Origin of the sequence: Nonomuraea sp. NPDC050310 (assembly GCF_040655795.1) — a bacterium.
Classification (GTDB): domain Bacteria; phylum Actinomycetota; class Actinomycetes; order Streptosporangiales; family Streptosporangiaceae; genus Nonomuraea.
The window spans coordinates 25,477-42,246 of the sequence record NZ_JBFAKP010000026.1; the positions used below are offsets into that span (position 1 = coordinate 25,477).

General features: G+C 71.9%; 20 protein-coding genes and 1 tRNA gene. 13 read left to right on the forward strand and 8 right to left on the reverse strand.

Annotated features, from left to right (window positions below; genetic code table 11):
- Positions 1-72: 72 nt before the first annotated feature.
- Positions 73-1,098 (reverse strand): M48 family metallopeptidase, encoded by a 1,026-nt coding sequence (locus AB0I67_RS37570; RefSeq protein WP_357934104.1) that lies wholly within the window; start codon positions 1,096-1,098, stop codon positions 73-75.
- Positions 1,099-1,192: 94 nt separating this feature from the next.
- Between AB0I67_RS37570 and nadD the strand changes: the two genes are divergently transcribed.
- The 4 genes from nadD to AB0I67_RS37590 all read left to right on the forward strand — a co-directional run bounded on the left by nadD (position 1,193) and on the right by AB0I67_RS37590 (position 3,047).
- Positions 1,193-1,804: a nicotinate-nucleotide adenylyltransferase gene (gene nadD, locus AB0I67_RS37575; protein WP_357934106.1), complete on the forward strand. Its 612-nt coding sequence runs from the start codon at positions 1,193-1,195 to the stop codon at positions 1,802-1,804.
- A gap of 79 nt (positions 1,805-1,883) precedes the next feature.
- Positions 1,884-2,279 (forward strand): ribosome silencing factor, encoded by a 396-nt coding sequence (rsfS, locus tag AB0I67_RS37580; RefSeq protein ID WP_357934109.1) that lies wholly within the window; start codon positions 1,884-1,886, stop codon positions 2,277-2,279.
- On the forward strand, positions 2,276-2,908 hold the full coding sequence (locus AB0I67_RS37585) for a histidine phosphatase family protein (protein ID WP_357934111.1): 633 nt from the start codon (positions 2,276-2,278) through the stop codon (positions 2,906-2,908). Before rsfS ends, AB0I67_RS37585 begins: the two co-directional genes overlap by 4 nt.
- 66 nt (positions 2,909-2,974) lie before the next feature.
- Positions 2,975-3,047: transfer RNA gene (locus AB0I67_RS37590), tRNA-Ala, on the forward strand.
- A 24-nt stretch (positions 3,048-3,071) separates the two neighbouring features.
- On the opposite strand, the gene AB0I67_RS37595 is transcribed toward AB0I67_RS37590, so the two are convergent.
- Complete coding sequence (locus tag AB0I67_RS37595) at positions 3,072-3,764, reverse strand: TetR/AcrR family transcriptional regulator (RefSeq protein ID WP_357934114.1); 693 nt, start codon at positions 3,762-3,764, stop codon at positions 3,072-3,074.
- Positions 3,765-3,925: 161 nt separating this feature from the next.
- On the opposite strand from AB0I67_RS37595, the gene AB0I67_RS37600 reads away from it, so the two are divergent.
- Positions 3,926-5,149, forward strand: coding sequence for an oxygenase MpaB family protein (locus tag AB0I67_RS37600; RefSeq protein WP_357934117.1), 1,224 nt, complete (start codon positions 3,926-3,928; stop codon positions 5,147-5,149).
- Between the two features lie 16 nt (positions 5,150-5,165).
- Here the strand turns inward: AB0I67_RS37600 and AB0I67_RS37605 are convergent, their stop codons facing one another.
- The gene (locus AB0I67_RS37605; protein WP_357934119.1) at positions 5,166-6,506 is read right to left on the reverse strand and encodes a hypothetical protein; all 1,341 of its coding nucleotides are present in this window, start codon (positions 6,504-6,506) and stop codon (positions 5,166-5,168) included.
- 213 nt (positions 6,507-6,719) lie between these two features.
- On the opposite strand from AB0I67_RS37605, the gene AB0I67_RS37610 reads away from it, so the two are divergent.
- Entirely contained in the window at positions 6,720-8,069 is a 1,350-nt protein-coding gene (locus AB0I67_RS37610) for a hypothetical protein (protein WP_357934121.1), read from the forward strand.
- Entirely contained in the window at positions 8,066-9,184 is a 1,119-nt protein-coding gene (locus AB0I67_RS37615; protein ID WP_357934124.1) for a hypothetical protein, read from the forward strand. The genes AB0I67_RS37610 and AB0I67_RS37615 overlap by 4 nt, the downstream gene beginning before the upstream one ends.
- Here AB0I67_RS37615 and AB0I67_RS37620 read toward each other — a convergent pair.
- Positions 9,163-10,026, reverse strand: a complete 864-nt coding sequence (locus tag AB0I67_RS37620; protein ID WP_357934127.1) for a bile acid:sodium symporter family protein — start codon at positions 10,024-10,026, stop codon at positions 9,163-9,165. The genes AB0I67_RS37615 and AB0I67_RS37620 overlap by 22 nt on opposite strands.
- A gap of 81 nt (positions 10,027-10,107) precedes the next feature.
- On the opposite strand from AB0I67_RS37620, the gene AB0I67_RS37625 reads away from it, so the two are divergent.
- On the forward strand, positions 10,108-11,076 hold the full coding sequence (locus tag AB0I67_RS37625; RefSeq protein WP_357934131.1) for a GNAT family N-acetyltransferase: 969 nt from the start codon (positions 10,108-10,110) through the stop codon (positions 11,074-11,076).
- On the opposite strand, the gene AB0I67_RS37630 is transcribed toward AB0I67_RS37625, so the two are convergent.
- Positions 11,036-12,055 (reverse strand): WYL domain-containing protein, encoded by a 1,020-nt coding sequence (locus tag AB0I67_RS37630; RefSeq protein WP_357934134.1) that lies wholly within the window; start codon positions 12,053-12,055, stop codon positions 11,036-11,038. The two genes, AB0I67_RS37625 and AB0I67_RS37630, sit on opposite strands and share 41 nt — an antisense overlap.
- A 44-nt stretch (positions 12,056-12,099) precedes the next feature.
- Here AB0I67_RS37630 and AB0I67_RS37635 point away from each other — a divergent pair, with 44 nt between their 5' ends.
- Positions 12,100-12,552, forward strand: coding sequence for a hypothetical protein (locus tag AB0I67_RS37635; protein WP_357934137.1), 453 nt, complete (start codon positions 12,100-12,102; stop codon positions 12,550-12,552).
- A 15-nt stretch (positions 12,553-12,567) separates the two neighbouring features.
- Here AB0I67_RS37635 and AB0I67_RS37640 read toward each other — a convergent pair whose 3' ends face one another.
- Positions 12,568-12,825 (reverse strand): hypothetical protein, encoded by a 258-nt coding sequence (locus tag AB0I67_RS37640; RefSeq protein WP_357934139.1) that lies wholly within the window; start codon positions 12,823-12,825, stop codon positions 12,568-12,570.
- A 62-nt stretch (positions 12,826-12,887) separates the two neighbouring features.
- Entirely contained in the window at positions 12,888-14,279 is a 1,392-nt protein-coding gene (locus AB0I67_RS37645; protein WP_357934142.1) for a hypothetical protein, read from the reverse strand.
- 155 nt (positions 14,280-14,434) lie between these two features.
- Between AB0I67_RS37645 and AB0I67_RS37650 the strand changes: the two genes are divergently transcribed.
- A complete protein-coding gene (locus tag AB0I67_RS37650) occupies positions 14,435-14,815 on the forward strand; it encodes a hypothetical protein (RefSeq protein WP_357934145.1) in 381 nt (126 codons plus the stop codon).
- On the opposite strand, the gene AB0I67_RS37655 is transcribed toward AB0I67_RS37650, so the two are convergent.
- The gene (locus AB0I67_RS37655) at positions 14,797-15,285 is read right to left on the reverse strand and encodes a DUF523 domain-containing protein (RefSeq protein WP_357934148.1); all 489 of its coding nucleotides are present in this window, start codon (positions 15,283-15,285) and stop codon (positions 14,797-14,799) included. The two genes, AB0I67_RS37650 and AB0I67_RS37655, sit on opposite strands and share 19 nt — an antisense overlap.
- A 33-nt stretch (positions 15,286-15,318) precedes the next feature.
- Between AB0I67_RS37655 and AB0I67_RS37660 the strand changes: the two genes are divergently transcribed.
- The 3 genes from AB0I67_RS37660 to AB0I67_RS37670 are packed head-to-tail and all read left to right on the forward strand — an operon-like array spanning position 15,319 to position 16,691.
- A complete protein-coding gene (locus AB0I67_RS37660; protein WP_357934151.1) occupies positions 15,319-15,678 on the forward strand; it encodes a hypothetical protein in 360 nt (119 codons plus the stop codon).
- Entirely contained in the window at positions 15,675-16,052 is a 378-nt protein-coding gene (locus AB0I67_RS37665; protein WP_357934154.1) for a hypothetical protein, read from the forward strand. The genes AB0I67_RS37660 and AB0I67_RS37665 overlap by 4 nt, the downstream gene beginning before the upstream one ends.
- Positions 16,053-16,082: 30 nt before the next feature.
- Positions 16,083-16,691, forward strand: coding sequence for an SRPBCC family protein (locus AB0I67_RS37670; RefSeq protein WP_357934156.1), 609 nt, complete (start codon positions 16,083-16,085; stop codon positions 16,689-16,691).
- Positions 16,692-16,770: the final 79 nt, after the last annotated feature.

Sequence of the window (16,770 nt, forward strand, 5' to 3'; positions counted from 1 at the left end):
GGCTCCCGGCAGGCGTGGAAAAGGTCTGGAAGATGACTTTCTTCCAGACCTTTTACCAGGTGAGCAGGGTGGTCAGCTCGTGCTTCCGCCGTCGCGGCGGGCGAAGCGGTTGAAGATCCGCTCGCCGGCGTTGACCGCGCCCTCGGCGACGTCGCGCAGCACGCCGATGAACGGGTCCTGCGACTCCGACCAGGACCGGCGGTAGGACTCGGCCGCGGCCTTGACCTCCTCGGAGACGCGGGCGTTGGCGTCGTCCTCACGGCGGGGGTAGTCGCCGGCCAGGATCCGCTCGTAGTCGCCGCCCCGGTGCCACTTGTCCAGCTCGGCGACGCGGACCACCGCGAACGGGTGGGTGGTGCCGAGCAGGTTGAGCACCTTGAGGAAGCCGTCACGCAGGTCTCCCGCCGTGTCGTACTCCTGGTACTGGGCGAGGAAGGCCTCGATGTTCATCTCGTGCGTGTAGTCGCCGCCGGCGAGCTTCATCAGCGCCCGCTTGGCCGCCTCGGGGTTCTGCCCGGTGAGCAGGCCGCCGCGGTCGCAGGAGAGCTCGGACTTGCGGTACCACTCCTCCAGGCCCGCGACGATCGCGCGCAGGCCGATGTAGCCCAGCGGGATCCAGGCGACGCGGGTGGCGAGGCGGGTGAGGATGTCGAGCATCGTGCGGTAGACCGCGTGGCCCGACAGGATGTGCGCGGTCTCGTGGCCGATGACGAAACGCTGCTCCTCCTCGTTCATGAGGTTCAGCAGACCCGTCGTCACGACGATGAACGGGTCGTCGAAGCCGATGGCCATGGCCTGGACGCGCGGGTCCTGCTGGACGTAGATCTCAGGCACGCGGTGCAGGTCGAGGGTGTAGGCCGCGTCGCGGCCCATGTCGTAGAGCGAGCGGAACTGGGTCTCGCTCACCCGTACGGCCGAAGCCAGGTACATGAGGCGGAGCCGTCGTTCGCTGATCAGGCCGGACATCTGCTTGAGCACCGTGTCGAACCCGCTGAGCTTGCGCAGAGCGACCAGCGCGGACCGGTCTGCGGGGTGTTCGTAGGCACGGGACGAGATGCCGGGCAGTTGGACGCGGCTGCGATCCGGGGTGGTCGTCATGCGGGCATGCTACGTCCGCGATTGGTGTGGTGCGCGATTCCTTGGGAAGGGGGTGCCGTAAAGCTTCGTACGGCTTGCGCGTATCTTCCCAAGCATGATGAACGCGCCACGTGGGGAGGGGAAGCGCCGCCTGGGGGTCATGGGCGGCACTTTCGACCCGATCCACCATGGTCACCTCGTCGCGGCCAGCGAGGTGGCCCATCATTTCGACCTCGACGAGGTCGTGTTCGTGCCGACCGGCCGGCCGTACCAGAAGGACGACCAGCAGGTGTCGGCGCCCGAGGACCGGTACCTGATGACCGTGATCGCCACGGCGTCGAACCCGCGCTTCTCGGTCTCGCGGGTGGACGTGGACCGGCCGGGCCCGACGTTCACCATCGACACCCTGCGCGACATCGCCGCGCACTACGGGCCGGACACCGAGATCTACTTCATCACCGGCGCGGACGCGCTCGCGGCGATCCTGAGCTGGCGGGACGTGGACGAGCTGTTCGAGCTGGCGCACTTCGTGGGCTGCACCCGGCCGGGGCACACGCTGCGCGATCCGGGGCTGCCCAAGGGGAAGGTCAGCCTGATCGAGGTGCCGGCGCTGTCGATCTCCTCGTCGGAGTGCCGCGAGCGGGTCGAGGGCGGCGAGCCGATCTGGTACCTCGTGCCGGACGGCATCGTGCAGTACATCGGCAAACGAGGCCTGTACCGGCCTTAATCCACGTGCGGGGTGGCTCGGAGCCGTGGAAGGGTAACCTGGAAGCAGTAGTGCTTACCGTGGAGGACTGACCCGCATCGTGACCGCATCCGACAGAGCCGTCCAGCTCGTCAAGATCGCCGCCGAGGCGGCGGCCGACAAGCTGGCCGACGACATCCTCGCCTACGACGTCAGTGAGCAGCTCGTGATCACTGACGCCTTCCTGCTGTGCTCCGCCAGCAACGACCGGCAGGTCCGCGCGATCGTCGACGAGATCGAGGACCGCCTGCGCATCGAGGCCGACGCCAAGCCGGTGCGCCGGGAGGGCGAGCGCGAGGGCCGCTGGGTCCTGCTCGACTTCCTCGACATCGTCGTGCACGTGCAGCACGAGGAGGACCGCACCTTCTACGCCCTGGAGCGGCTGTGGAAGGACTGCCCGGCCATCGGCCTGCCGGAGAGCGTCCGGCAGACCAACATCCAGCGGGCCCGCCCTTGAGCCGGAGAATCGTCTGCCTCCGCCATGGGCAGACCCTGTGGAACGTCGAGCACCGCTTCCAGGGGCACTCCGACATCCCGCTCGACGAGACCGGTCACGCGCAGGCGGCCCGCGCCGCCTCGCTGCTCGCCTCGTTGCGCCCGTCGCTGATCGTCTCCTCCGACCTCCAGCGGGCCAACGACACCGCGCTCGCGCTCGGCCGCCTGGTCGGCCTGCCGGTCGCGGTGGACAAGGACTTCCGCGAGCGGGGCGGCGGCCTGTGGGAGGGCCTCACCCGCCGGGAGATCGCCTCCCGCTGGCCGGAGGAGTACGTCAACTGGGAGGCGCCCGAAGGTGAGGACGTCGCCGACGTGGCCGAGCGGGTCTCGACGGCGATGCGCCGCTGGGCCGCCCAGCTCGACGACTCGGGCCTGCTCGTCATCGCCTCGCACGGCGCCGCGCTGCGGCTCGGCATCTGCAAGCTGCTCGGGCTGCCGCAGGAGCTGTGGCACTCCATGGGCGGGCTGGGCAACTGCTCCTGGTCGGTCCTGGAGGAGGGCCGGCAGGGCTGGCGGCTGCTGGAGCACAACGCGGGCACCCTTCCGGAGCCGGTCAACAGCGACGACAGCCCGGCCGCGACCGACGATTAGGTGAATTCGCGGGGAAGCGGATATGCTCTCCGAGCGCCGCAACGGGCGGACCCGAAGCGGTGACCAGGGGCTATGGCGCAGTTGGTAGCGCGCTTCCATGGCATGGAAGAGGTCTGGGGTTCGAATCCCCATAGCTCCACCCCGATCGAAGCCGCCGTTGACCTCAGTCAGCGGCGGTTTCCGCGTTTTCCGGGGCGTGCAGCATCGGCACCAGGAAGCGCCGTGCGACCGCGGCGAGCTGCGTGTCGTCGTCGAGGTCGACGACCTCGCTGGGGATGGTCAGGAACGACGTCGAGATCCGCACCATCATCTCGGCCACCAGGTCGACGTCCAGATCGGCCGCGACGTGGCCGGCGCGTTGCTCGTGGCGGAGCTGGCCGGCGACGAACTGCCGCACGATGGCGAGCGTCTGGCCGCCGTCGGCGGTCATGGACGGCACCAGCAGGTCGGGCCCGGCCGCGATGAGCCCGCCGATCAGCGGGTTGCCGCGGATGGCCCGCAGTGAGGACACGAAGCCCAGCACGACCCGGTCGGCCGCGGTGCCGGCCTGCTCGATGTCGATCAGGAACTGGTCGAAGTAGCGCCGGAACTCGCGGCGGACCACGTGCTCGACCAGCGTGTCCTTGGTGTCGAAGCGGCGGTAGACGGTGATGCGGGAGACCTTGGCCAGCCGGGCGACGTCCTCCATCGTGGAGCGCCTGATGCCCATCCGGCAGAACTGCTCGTAGGCCGCGTCCAGGATGCGGGTCCGCAGCTCGTCGGGGTCGCCGACGCCTTCGACGGCGTCGACGTAGGCGCGTTCGAGCAGCGACTCGGAGTCCGCCGGCGCCAGGAAGCCGGAGAGCACAGATTCCACGATCACCTCCTGCAGAGGATTCTGCCGCACGGGCGGCCTTGTGATGTCTGTCACACTATGGTCTGATGATGATACACGGACTCATGATCTGTTTCTCAGTATCACCCTGGCACCACGGCATGTCCTGAGCGGGACCCCCCACCTCGAAGGAGTGCAGAGCAATGGCAGAGCTGAGCAGGCGCGAGATACTCATCTCGGGCACCGCCCTGGGCGCGCTGGGCGCGCTGGGCATGACCGCCCCGGCCCAGGCGAGCTCCCTCACCGCCGGCTGGGAATGGCCGGCCAGCGGGTCGATCGCCGGTTCCGGCAGCGGCGCCGATCCCCGCTGGGTGTGGGACGAGGTGGCCGACCCGCTCCTCGCCTCGCTGTTCGAGCGCGGGCTCATCCCCGAGGTCAACCGGCTGCTGTACGACTGGAACCACAACGACCAGCCGCTGCCCGCCGGGCTGCCCGATGACCTGCGGGCCTTCATCGAGCAGGCGCGCGCGCTGCCGCCGTGGGTCGACCACGCCAAGCTGGAGGCCGGAGCCCGCTTCCACGCGCTCAAGGGCAACTACATCGTCGTGCTGACCATCGTCGGCGCCGGCATGCTGGCCACCGCCATCCCAAAGGAGGCGCAGGCGGTCTACTACTCCGCGGGCGGCGCCGACCTCAAGGACCGGGTCGCCAAGACCAACATCCTGGCCTACGCGGTCCGGCCGCGGAACGCCTGGACGGCCGGCGGCACGGCGGTGGTCGAGGCGGTGAAGACCCGCCTGGTGCACGCGGCCGTGCGGCACCTGCTGAAGTCCTCGCCGCACTGGCCCGGGCCCATCCCGATCAGCCAGGAGGACATGCTGGTCACCTGGCACACGCTGGCCACCTACTCCATGCGCGGCCTGCGCGACTGGAACGTGCGCATCTCCTCCGCCGAGTCGGCTGGGTACCTGCACTCGCTGCAGGTGATGGGGCACATGCTCGGTATCCGCGACGAGTTCCTCCCGGCCACGTGGGAGACCTCCTACACGCAGTCGGACATCGTGCTGCCGCGCAACATGGGGCCGACGCGGGAGGGCGTGGAGCTCAACGCCATCCTGCGGCAGATGCTCGCCGAGCTGACCAGCCCGGGCGGCATCGACAAGCCACTGGTCAACGCCTTCTGCCGCTACCTCACCGGCAACCAAGTGGCCGACTGGAACGGCATACCCCGCGAGCCGCTCTGGGACCCGGTGGTCAGGACCGCCTGGCCGCTGCTGGTGAAGTTCCGCGAGGGCGTCATCGGGCTGCCGCTGGTGCCGGGCGCGGCCTGGCTGCTGGACGAGATGGTCAAGAAGTGGACCACCTACTACCTCACCCGGGGCGCGCAGACGAAGATCGTGATCCCGACCGGCAACCGGCCCGGCTGAGCGCGTCCGCAAGCGCTCAGAAGGTGCGCAGCCAGCGCCGGAAGCGGTCGAGGTGGTCGCCGGGCTTCAGCGGCGGCAAGATCCTGCGGAGCTCGGCGTCGGTGACCGGGCGGGCGTCGAGGGCGGCCCGCCGGAGCAGCGCTCCGGCGACCTTGAGGCCGCCTTCGACGCGGACGTCCAGGCCGCCGCGGCGGACGGTGAAGCTGTGCCGGTCGTCGTGGCGGGCGTAGGTGAGACCGGCGGCGTCCCTGGTGCACTCGACGGCCAGGAAGCAGAGGGAGTCGTCGTTGGCGTAGGTCACGTGGAGCGCGATCGTGACGCTGTGCGGGCCGGTCGCGGCGTGGTCGAGCGGCTCGTACACCATGCCCGGCGGGGTGCCGGAAGGCCGGCCGCGGTAGCCGGGGACGGTGACGGCGTAGTACGCGCCGGTCTGCTCGTGGCCGTCGCCGAGCTCGCCGGCCGTGGCCGGGCGCACGGTCCGGGCGGCGGCGCGCACCAGGTCGTGGCTGACCGCGGGGCTCGCGATGACGGTGACGAAGCGGCGGCCCACGGAGACCTGGTAGCCGTGCTCGTTCGCGTTGTGCCGGTACACCAGGCCGTCCGCCTCGACCCGGCAGGAACCCCAGCTCAGCCGGGAGTCCGTCGCGGTGGGCTGGCCGCACATCCGCTCGCCCGCCCGGAGACCCTCGTGGACCGTCGTGGTGAGGTAGCGAGGACCGGGCACCGCCGCGGGATCGGCCGGGCGGAAGCCGCCGCCGCCGAGCCCGCCGCCGTAATCACGGTCGTCGCCGGGGACGTAACCGGGGATGGCCACCGCGTAGGCGGTCTCGCGGGGCAGGTGGGCGATCGCGAGCCGCCGTTCCAGGTCGTCGGGCGGTTCGCGGCGGAGCGCCACGACGCCGGCGCCGGTCAGGGCCACGCTCAGCGCCAGGGCGGCGGCGCTGAACGGCCAGGGGCGCAGCAACATCCCGGCGACCAGCGCGTACGGCAGGCCGCCGAGCAGCAGGGTGGCCTGGGCGTCGCCGCTCACGCCCAGCCCGGCGGCGTCGGTCGCCGCCCAGCCGAGGGCCCAGCCTGCCGTACCGGCCCCGAGGACCAGGCCGGCCCACGCCGCCCGCCGCCAGGCCGTGGCGCCCAGCGGTGAGGCCTGGTGGGTGGCCTTGACCAGCACGATCAGGTAGGCCATGACCACGGCGAGACTCACCGCCACGGCGACCACGAGCAACGAGGTGCCTCCGGCGAAGGCGGCGATCAGCAGGATCTGCAGGGCCAGCGGCATGGCGACCGCGCCCACCACCCAGGCGCCGGCCACCTGGGCCGCGATCAGCAGGGGCTTGACCGCCCTCGACTCGAGCACCCGTCAAGGATGCCGGGAATGTCGGGAGAGCGCATTTTTGCGAGGTTGGTCGCGCCGAGGAAGCCGCGTCGCGAATCGCCGGAATCCCCTGCTAACGTCACGTTCCTGGCCGGTCGCGGGACTTCGGTGCCGACTTCCGGAACCCACCTTAGAAGTGATGCTTCGCTGCTCGGACCTCCACTCCCCGGCCGGCCAGGACGACGGGGAGGGCGCATGGACGTCGGGTACGAGGACCTGCTGCTGTTCGTGAACGCGGCGACGGCGGCGACGGGGCAGCGCGAGTTCCACTCCGGGCAGGCGAGCCAGACGTTGTCCCTGGACTTCCTGCACGAGTACATCCGGGGCAACTACCCGGAGGTGTACGCGGCGGTTCTGGCGCTGGAGCTGAACGACCACAACGCGGCCCGGGTGATCCGGCACCTGCTGGCGACCTCGGGCGGCGGCGAGCTGGTGTCCCAGCGGCTGGCGCGGATGTCGCCGCCGCGGGTGTACGCGCTCTTCCGGGAGCTGCGCGCCGCCGGGGTGAACAACCGGCGGACCCGCGCGGTGCTGCGCGACTGGCTGCGGGCGCGGCCGGACCTGGCGTTCGACGCGGTGAAGTACCGGGCCGGGCTGAAGTCGGCGGTGCGGCACGCGCATCTGAAGCTGGAGGGCGAGCTGCCGGACTTCCTGTTCGCGCCGTTCTCGCGCCAGCGCTACGAGACGCCCATCCTGGAGGCCTGGCGGCGCGCGCACTTCGACAAGGAGGCCCTGTACAGCCTGCCGTACACGGTGGCCGAGGGGTTCGCGGCCCGGCGCGGGATCAAGCGGGAGGTCTTCCTGGAGCGGATCGCCCCGAAGCTGACCCGGCTGGAGCGGTTGCGGCTGCTGGAGTCGGCGGGCCGGGCGGGCACGGACACGCGAGCCGACCTGGCGGCCATGCCGCTGGTCCGGCTGGCGTCCTACGTGTTGTCGCTGCCGGTCGCCGAGCGGGCGGCGCGCCGGGCGGAGCTGACCGGCGCGCTGAGCGCGGCGGCGGTGCGGGTGGCGGGCAAGCGCGCCGGCACCTGGGGCCGCGTGGCGGCGGTCCTGGACGACAGCTATTCGGCCTTCGGCTCGCCGGTGAAGCGGAACCGGCCGCTGGCCGTGGCGCTGGCCTGCGACCACCTGCTGGCGGCGCTGGCCGGGCAGTACCGCGCGCACTGGGTGTCCGGGACGGTCGATCCGCTGCTGGTGCGCGCGAGCGGCCCGAGCCCGCTGGGCATGCGGCTGATCGACGCGCTGGAGGAGCGGCCGGAGCGGCTGGTGATCGTCTCGGACGGCTGGGACAACGCGCCGCCGGGCCTGGCCGCCGAGGTGCTGCGCGTGTGGTCCGACCGGCTGGACCGGGCCGGCGAGGTGCGCCTCGTGCACGTCAACCCGGTCTACGACGCCGAGCGGTTCGAGGTGCGCGCGTTGTCGCCGCTGGTGCCGACGGTCGGCATCCGCGACGCCGAGCACCTGCCGGCGCTGGTGGAGCTGGCGCAGTTCGCGACCGGGCGGACCGACGTGGCCGACCTGCTGGCCTATCTGGAGAGGCGATGATCGAGTTCACCGGGCTGGTGGCGAAGGCCCCGCAGACGTGGGGCGGGGTCCGGCTGGTGCCGCTGGTGCGGCCGGAGCCGATCGTCGACCTGCGCCTGCACCCCAAGGTCTACGGCGACGAGCTGTCGGTGGTCGCGCTGCCGGATCGCAGCGCGTACGTCGCCTACGTCCCGCACGCCTTCGTGGCCTCGTGGAGCGAGGACGGCAGCCCCGCCGCCGCGTACGGCACGCAGCTCGGCGAGGCGGGGCCGCGCGAGCACATCCCGGTCCAGCAGCGGCGCGGGATGGCGCGGCGCACCGAGCCGAACCGGCTGCGCTTCCTCCCGCTGCACCTGGCGCTGGAGGGCTTCCTCTCCCTGCACTTCAAGGGCCCGTCCATCGCATGGGCGGAGTGGTCGCAGCGCGCCCTGCGGCACGGGCTGTCGCCGCGCGGCGAGGAGGCCTACACCGGCGCGCAGGTGCGGGGCCTGGACGACGCGCTGCGCGTGTTCGAGATCCACCCCGGCCAGTGCGGCGTGGCGGTCTACGTCTCCGACGCCCTGGCCGCCGCCTTCGTCGTCCCGCACCAGGAGGACTACCGCGCGCTGCACCCGACGCTCGTCCGCGACCTGTACGGCGAGCTGATCCACGACTACGCGTGGTACCACCCGGCGGTGCGCGACTTCCCGGTCACCCTCGACGAGAGCCGCATCGCCTCCGTGGCCGACCTGAGGTCAGAGGCGCTGCGCCAAGCCGAGGAGTGGGCCGCCTTCCACGCCACCGTCATGGCCGGCGGCCTGCACGCCTCGCACTGGGACGAGATCTACCGGATGGGCCGCTTCACGCTGCGCCGCTTCCTGCCCTCCTTCGAGCGCGACACCGAGAGCCACCTCGGCGAGACGATCACCACGGACGACGGCCGGCTGGCCTATCTCAAGACCTTCCGGCTGTCGGAGCCGCAGCGCCGGCGCGGCTACCTGCTGACCCGCCTGGCCGCGCACGACTGGAACCTCGCCGCCACGGCCACGGCGCTGGGGTGCGGCGTGGCCGAGCTCGGCGTGCGGCTGGAGCGGGCGGGCTTCGGGCACCTGCTGCGGCAGGACGTCCTGGACGGTTACCGCAAGGCGGGCCGCTGAGCGCGGGCGCGCAGCAGGAACCCCGCCACCGCGGCCGTGAAGAACATGAGGATGCCGTAGGTGGCCGCCGGGATGGCCATCTGCGTGTTGACCAGCACGTAGCTGGCCACGGTGATGGCCAGGGTGGAGTTGTGGATGCCGATCTCCATGCAGGAGGCGATGGCCTGCTCGCGCTCCACCCCGGCCAGCCGGGGCGCCCAGTAGCCGACGGTGAGGCTCAGCACGCTGAACAGCAGGGTGATCAGGCCGACCTCGGCGAGGTAGGTGCCGATGTTGGCCCGCTCCTGCCAGACGGCGCCGAGGATGACCAGCACCAGGATGACCGCCGAGGCGATCTTGACCGGCTTGCCCATCCGCTCGGCGAAGGCGTTGCGGCGGGCCTTGACCAGCATGCCGAGCACGACCGGCACCAGGACGATGGCGACGACCTGGAGGGTCTTGTCGAGCTGGAGGCCCAGGCCGCTCGCCTGCGCGCCGAAGAAGCCGACGGACAGGTTGGCGATCAGCGGCAGGGTGACCACGGAGATCACCGAGTTGATCGCGGTCAGCGAGATGTTGAGGGCGACGTCGCCGCCGAACAGGTGGCTGTAGAGGTTGGCCGAGGTGCCGCCGGGCGAGGCGGCCAGCAGCATCATGCCGACCGCCAGGACCGGCGGCAGGTCGAACAGCAGGATCAGGCCCAGGCAGAGCGCGGGCAGGAGCAGGATCTGGCAGGTCAAGGCGATGATCGCGGCCTTGGGGTAGGCGGCGACGCGGCGGAAGTCGCTCACCGTGAGGCTGAGCCCGAGGCCGAACATGATGACGGCCAGGGCGAAGGGGAGGGCGACGGCGGCAAGGCCCATGGGGGTGGGATCCTCTCGGGGGTGGGGCTCTTGTCCCTGGATGGTTGATGAGCGGGTCTCACGTGTCAACGGAGGAACGGGATGACAGCGACTTTTCCGGCCGGTGTGGTCGGCTACCGCGGCTTCCAGGCCGGTGACGAGGCCGGGCTGGTCGAGGCGTGGAACCTCAGCCTGCCCGCCGATCCGACCACGCGGCGGTGGGTGCGGGACCGGGTGCTGCTGGACCCCAACTTCGACCCGGCCGGGTTGCGGGTGGCCGTCCTGGACGGGCGGGTCGTGGGGTGCGCCTACGCCGTGCGCCGGCTGGTGCCGCTGTCGCCGTACGCGGCCGGGACGGAGACGGAGGCCGGGTGGATCCCGTTCTTCTTCGTCGAGCCGGGGATCCGGGGGAGCGGGGTGGGGCGGCGGCTGGTGGGCGAGGCGCTGGACTTCCTCGCCCGGGAGGGGCGCAACCGGGTGGACGTGGCCGGGTACACGCCGAACTACGTGGCTCCGGGGCTGGATCTGGAGCTCTATCCGCAGGCCCGGGGGCTGCTGGAGAAGCTGGGCTTCCGGGTGGTGACCACCGCGCTGGCCATGGACCGGTCGCTGGTGGGGTACGCGCCGCCGTCCGAGGTGCTGGAACTGGCGGCCAAGCGGCTCGCGGAGGGCTACGAGGTGGGGTGCCCGGCCGACGGGGAGCTGCCGGAGCTGGTGCGCTTCGCCGGGACGGGCTTCAACCCGGACTGGGCCGAGGCGATCAGGAGGTTCCCGGACAACGAGCGCCTGCTGGTCGTGCGCAAGGACGGGCGGATCGCCGGGTTCACCGCCTACGGCGCCTACCAGGGCCCGGCCGAGCGGTTCGGCCCCTTCGGGGTGGACCCGGCCGAACGCGGGACCGGGCTCGGCAAGATCCTGCTGCACCGCACGCTGGCCCGGATGCGGGCCGAGGGGCTGCACGGGGCCTGGTTCCTGTGGACCGGCGAGGACAGCCCGGCCGCCCGGCTCTACCTGGGCGCGGGCTTCTCGATCACCCGGACCTACCACCTGATGCGCTGGACGTCGCGCTGACCCGTTCCTCCCCGTAGAAGCGGGTCAGCGCGGCGGCCACCTCGGCGAGCCGGCGGCGCAGCTCGACCGGCCGCACCACCTCGACCTCGCCGCCCAGCCGCAGGAACTCGCCCAGGGCGACGTCGACGCCCTCGATCGGCACGACCGCGGTGACCCAGCCGTCGGCGTCGGGCTCGCCCGCGCTCTCCCGGGCCGCCGTCTCCATGCCGGGCGTGATCAGCGTGCCGAGCCGCTCCAGGCCGCGCGGCGACAGCCGTACCACCGCCTCGCCCTGGTGCAGGCGGGCGGCGAAGGCGGTGAGGTAACCGCGCCAGTAGCCGGCCAGGTCGAAGTCCGCCGGGCGGGTGAAGTGCTCGTCCAGCGGGTGGAGGTCCTGGATCATCCAGACCCGGTAGGTGCGCACCTGCCCGCCGCTGCCCGCCACGACGTACCACCGCCCCGCCTTGACCACCAGCCCGTACGGCTCCAGCCGCCGCGTGACCAGATGCGGCGCCTCCCAGCGCCGGTAGCGGACCTCGATGACGCGCTGGTTCCAGACCGCGTCGGCCACGGCGGGCAGGAAGGGCAGCTCGTCGCGCTCGCGGTACCAGCTCGGCGCGTCGAGGTGGAAGCGCTCCTGGACGCGTTCGGCCCGGTCGCGCAGTTCGACCGGGAGCGCGGCCTTGAGCTTGAGCTGCGCGGCGGCCACCACCGAGCCCAGCCCGAGCTCGGCGGCCGGGCCGGGCAGCCCGGCGAGGAACATCGACTCCGCCTCGTCGGCGGTCAGCCCGGTGAGCCTGGTGCGGTAGCCCTCCAGCAACTGGTAGCCGCCCGACGGCCCCGCGTCGCCGTACAGCGGCACGCCCGCGGCGTGCAGGGACTCGACGTCGCGGTAGATCGTGCGCACCGACACCTCCAGCCGCTCGGCGAGCTCGCGGGCGGTCATCCGGCCGCGCGTCTGCAGCAGCAGGAGGATGGACAGCAGCCGGGAAGCGCGCATGACACTGACAATAGATGGCAGCGATGACGGTTTACCGTCCGGCCATGAACGACTTCGACTTCCTGGAGGGCAAGTGGACCTCCAAGCAGCGTTATCTCAAGAAGCGGCTCGCCGGCTGTGACGAATGGGAGGAGTTCACCGGCACCACGGTCGCGACCCGGCATTTCGGCGGCGCGGCCTGCGTGGACGAGGTGTACTTCCCCGAGCGCGGCACGTCCGGGTTGACCCTGCGCCTCTACAACCCCGAGACCGAGCTGTGGTCGATCTACTGGGCCAGCAGCAAGACCGGCGTGCTCGACACCGTGCCCGCGGTGGGCCGGTTCGAGGGCGACCGCGGCGAGTTCTACGCCGACGAGTTCCACGAGGGCACGCCGATCATCTGCCGCTTCGTCTGGACCGTCCAGGACGCCGACCACTGCTCCTGGGAGCAGGCCTTCTCCACCGATCAGGGCAAGACGTGGGAGGTCAACTGGGTGGCGGACTTCACCCGCGCCTAGCCGGAGGCGCCAGGCTCAGGCGCGCGTGGCGAAGAGCACGATGCCGAAGGCGATGGCGGCCACGACCAGGAGCGCCGCGCTCGCCACGACCACCCACCACCAGGCCGAGCGCGGCGGCTTCGCCTCGATCACCGGCACGTCGGGAAACAGGTCCGGCGTGTACGGCAGGCGCACCGTCTCCGGGTGCGGCTGCTCGGGCGGGGGGACCGGCTGGACCGGCTGGCCGGGCGTGGGGATCCGGCGCTGGACCGTGCGGTCGTGCTCTTCGCTCATGACTTTTCCCAATATATCGCGCGAAGAGCGGCCGGTACGGCGTGCCGTACCGGCCGGATTCTTCACATAGCGCGCAAATATGCCAAGGAAGGCATGAAGAAGTACTCCCCGCCGAGCATGGTCACGGTCTGCTCGACCTGCTTGACCGCGACCGTGCGGCCGGGCTGGTCCCAGACCTTGGGGAAGGTGACCTTGAGCTCGCGGGGGCCCTGGCCGATGACGGGGTCGTGGCCAGTGCCCTCCCGCTCGAAGGACGGCTCGTTGGCCCAGCTCCGCTGGGTGAACTCGAACTGGCCGATGCCCTCGGGCCCGTCGGCGACCCGGGAGTTGAACGCCATGAACAGCAGGCCGACGCCCCCGCCGGGCCGCTCCTCGGGCGGGAGCTCGTCCCACGGCCGGTCGGCGCGCTCGCCGTACGTCTGGCCGCGCCTGGCCATGATCACCTCGCGCCCGAAGGAGCGAGGGTTGGTCTTGCGCACGTGCCCGCTGAACGGGCAGCGGTTGCCCTCGCCGTCGCGGTCGAAGGTGAAGTCGTTGCCGACCGGACCGCCGGCCGCCTTGCTCTTGCCGGTCAGCGGCGTGCCGTCACGGAAGCGGCCGACCAGCATGGCTCCGGCGCGGGCCCGGTCGTCGCCGACCAGGCCGAGCGCGTCGGCCAGGTCCTCCTCGATCTGCTGGAAGGCCCGCACGTTCTGCTCCAGCTTGCGGAAGACGAAGTAGCTGCCGAAGTGCCGGCGCGGATCGGCCGCCAGCGGGTCGGCGACCAGCACGTTGCCGAGCGGGAAGAACGGGTCCCAGTGCTCGCGCGGCTCGCGCTCGACCTCGTCGGCCAGGAAGAGCGGCTGGCTGCGGCCGTCCACGTACCCGAAATGCTCGATGCCGTCCCCGGCCGGGTTGCGCAGGCCGCGCCCGGTCTCCTCGCCGAGCACCCGCGCCGAGGCCGGCAGGTCGCGCACCAGCTCCTCGCGCAGCGCCTCGACCGGGCCGGGCTCGGCGTCCCCGATGAGCAGCACGGCGTGGATCTCCCGCTGGTAGGCGCGCTCCCACTCGGCCACGGGCGGGTCGTTGACCTCGGTGATCCGCTTCTTCATGCCGTCGCGGAAGGCGGCGTCCCCGAACCGGCGGATGTCGGCGACGCTGTGCCCCAGGTCGCGGTAGCCGGCGCGGCTGATGCCCAGCCCCACGTACGGCGAGCCGCCCCGGCCGCTCCTGGCGAACTCCCGCACCTCCTCCAGGTGCTGCCGCGCCGACTTCATCCTGGTGCGGGCGACGCGGCGCAGGTAGGCGCGGCCCTCGGCGACGTCGTTGAAGCGCAGGAAGAGCACGGTCAGGTGCTCGCGGACGTGCGCGCGCAGGATGTTGGGCTGGAGATTGGCGAGCATCTCCTTGGTGTCGGCGTCGAGCGTGGGCGAGTCCCAGGCCAGGGGTCGTGCGTTGGCGAGGTCGACAGGCATGGTGTCGAGTCCTTTCCCCGTGAGGTGTCGTGGTTCTCCGGGCCCCGCAGGATGAGACTCAGGGCACGGGCGAAAAGTTGGTACGACCCGGGCGGTATCCGAGCCGCCTTCCGCCGGGGGATCCGCCGGCCCACCGGCGGTGCCAGGGTGAGGGGATGGACGACAGAGCTCTCCGGATCGCGCTCGGCGCGGTGGCGGCCGGCATCGCGCTCATCTTCGTGCTCGGCGCGCTGCTGCACACCGGCGTGCCGCTGGGGCCGCTGCGCGAGCCGGTCATCGTCCCGGCGACCATCGCCGAGACGGTGTGCGGGCTGGCGCTGCTGGCCGCGGCGTGGGGCGCGCTGGGCGGCCGGGCGTGGGCGTGGCGGGGACTGCGGGCGGGCTACACGGTCGCGCTGGCGGGAGTTTTGGTCGGCACCCTCGCGCTGGCGCTCGGCCGGGGCGAGGCGACGGTGCTCAACACCTGGTATCACGGCACCGTCGCGACGGTGCTGATCGCCGGGCTCGGTGCGCAGCTCTACCGGGCGCGCAGGTAGGCGTCGGCCTCGGTCAGGCGGTCCTCGCCGAAGACCGGGATGCCGTGCTGCTCCAGCAGCGCGGTGGTGACGCCCGGCCCGGGGACCCGGCCGCCGGTGAAGGTGCCGTCGTAGACCGCGAGGGAACCGCAGGACGGGCTGCCCTCCTTCAGGACGGCCAGCCGTACGCCGGAGCTGAGGGCCAGGTCGAGCGCCTGCCGCGCGCCGGACAGGAAGGCGGCGGTGACGTCGCTCCCGTCGGCGGCCAGGACGCGGGCGCGGCCGGCCAGCACGTCGGCGCCCGAGCCGCCCGGCTCGATCTCGGCGGCGGCGCGGGGGATCGGCAGCCCGCCCTCGACCTCCGGGCAGAACGGCACCAGCCGCCCCTCCTCCCGCCAGCCGGCCAGGATCGCCGAGGCGCTGGTCTTGGCGCCGCCGTCGTAGCGCACGCGGCGGCCCATCAGGCAGGCGCTCACCAGGATCCGGTCCATGGACCCCATGGTAGGAGCGGTAGCCTTCTCGCCATGTCCCAGACCCTCGCCACCGGCATCATCGTGGGCGCGCTCGTCCTGGCGGTGGCCAGCCTCGTCGTCGCCATCCGCAACCGGGCGATGGGGGTCGTCCTGCTCGTCGGCTTCGCGGTGCTGGAGCTCGCGGTGCTGGTCCAGGCCGGGATCACCGTCGCGGCGGCGGTGGGCGGCGAGGGGCCGGCCGAGCAGGCGACGCTCTACGGCTACACGGCCGGCGTGGCGCTGATCGCGCCCGCGGGCGTCTTCCTGGCGCTGGCCGAACGGTCGCGGTGGGGCGCGGCGATCCTGGTCGTGGCCGGGTTCGCGGTCGCGGTGATGACCGGGCGGCTGCTGCAGATCTGGGCCGGGCAGTGAGCACCCCGATCGGCACCGGGCCGGGCCGCGCGCTGCTGGCGCTCTACGGGCTGTTCGCGCTGGCGGCCGGCGCGCGGGCGGCCGTGCAGATCGCCACCCGGTTCGACGAGGCGCCGCTGGCCTACGCGCTGTCCGCCTTCGCGGCGGCGGTCTACGTGGTGCTCGCGGTCGCGCTGGCGACCGGGCGGCGCACGCTCGCGTTGTGGGCGCTGGGCATCGAACTGGCCGGAGTCCTGGTCATCGGGACGGCGAGTGTCATCGATCCGGCGGCCTTCCCCGACGAGACGGTCTGGTCGGTTTATGGGAAGGGATACCTGTTCATCCCGCTGATCCTGCCGCTGGTGGGCCTGTTCTGGTTGCGGCGGAGGCGTTAGCGCTCCGGCGAAGCGGGCAGGGGGCGTTACATGAGCACGATCGAGCACTCCGTAGATGTCAATGTCCCAGTGCGGACGGCCTACAACCAGTGGACGCAGTTCGAGAGCTTCCCCGAGTTCATGGAAGGCGTGGAGTCGGTCAAGCAGCTCACCGACACCCGCACCGCTTGGGTGGCCGAGATCGCGGGAGTCCGTCGTGAGTTCGAGGCGGAGATCACCGAACAGCACCCGGACGAGCGGGTCGCCTGGCGCACGGTGGAGCAGCCGCACCAGGCCGGTGTGGTGACCTTCCACCGGCTCGACGACTCCACCACGCGGGTCACCCTGCAGATGGAGTACGACCCCAAGGGCTTCATCGAGACCGCGGGCGACTGGCTGCAACTGGTCCGGATGCGCGTCCGCAACGACATGGAGCGTTTCAAGCGCTTCATCGAGTCCCGTGGGAGCGAGACCGGCGAGTGGCGCGGCGACGTGCCCGGCCCGCACCAGAGCGGGTCCACCTACGGCACGGGCGACCAGCCGATGCCTCCTGGCACCATCGGCGGCGATCCTTACCCGCCCTCGCCCGACCTGCCGGCGCCCGGACCCGGCCCGCTGCGGCCGGAGGACCCGCCGCCGCCCATGCGCCCGGTCATCTGACCTGACGGGACGCCGAGGCCCTCTTCCCACCTCTCCGGGAAGGGGGCCTCTTCCTATGGTCAGGAATAAACCAACATTT

Coding starts and splice junctions, on each gene's coding strand:
- AB0I67_RS37570 (WP_357934104.1), bottom strand. CDS start 1,098: ATGACGACCACCCCGGATCGCAGCCGCGTCCAACTGCCCGGCATCTCG.
- nadD (WP_357934106.1), top strand. CDS start 1,193: ATGATGAACGCGCCACGTGGGGAGGGGAAGCGCCGCCTGGGGGTCATG.
- AB0I67_RS37600 (WP_357934117.1), top strand. CDS start 3,926: ATGGCAGAGCTGAGCAGGCGCGAGATACTCATCTCGGGCACCGCCCTG.
- AB0I67_RS37610 (WP_357934121.1), top strand. CDS start 6,720: ATGGACGTCGGGTACGAGGACCTGCTGCTGTTCGTGAACGCGGCGACG.
- AB0I67_RS37615 (WP_357934124.1), top strand. CDS start 8,066: ATGATCGAGTTCACCGGGCTGGTGGCGAAGGCCCCGCAGACGTGGGGC.
- AB0I67_RS37620 (WP_357934127.1), bottom strand. CDS start 10,026: ATGGGCCTTGCCGCCGTCGCCCTCCCCTTCGCCCTGGCCGTCATCATG.
- AB0I67_RS37625 (WP_357934131.1), top strand. CDS start 10,108: ATGACAGCGACTTTTCCGGCCGGTGTGGTCGGCTACCGCGGCTTCCAG.
- AB0I67_RS37630 (WP_357934134.1), bottom strand. CDS start 12,055: ATGCGCGCTTCCCGGCTGCTGTCCATCCTCCTGCTGCTGCAGACGCGC.
- AB0I67_RS37635 (WP_357934137.1), top strand. CDS start 12,100: ATGAACGACTTCGACTTCCTGGAGGGCAAGTGGACCTCCAAGCAGCGT.
- AB0I67_RS37640 (WP_357934139.1), bottom strand. CDS start 12,825: ATGAGCGAAGAGCACGACCGCACGGTCCAGCGCCGGATCCCCACGCCC.
- AB0I67_RS37645 (WP_357934142.1), bottom strand. CDS start 14,279: ATGCCTGTCGACCTCGCCAACGCACGACCCCTGGCCTGGGACTCGCCC.
- AB0I67_RS37650 (WP_357934145.1), top strand. CDS start 14,435: ATGGACGACAGAGCTCTCCGGATCGCGCTCGGCGCGGTGGCGGCCGGC.
- AB0I67_RS37655 (WP_357934148.1), bottom strand. CDS start 15,285: ATGGACCGGATCCTGGTGAGCGCCTGCCTGATGGGCCGCCGCGTGCGC.
- AB0I67_RS37660 (WP_357934151.1), top strand. CDS start 15,319: ATGTCCCAGACCCTCGCCACCGGCATCATCGTGGGCGCGCTCGTCCTG.
- AB0I67_RS37670 (WP_357934156.1), top strand. CDS start 16,083: ATGAGCACGATCGAGCACTCCGTAGATGTCAATGTCCCAGTGCGGACG.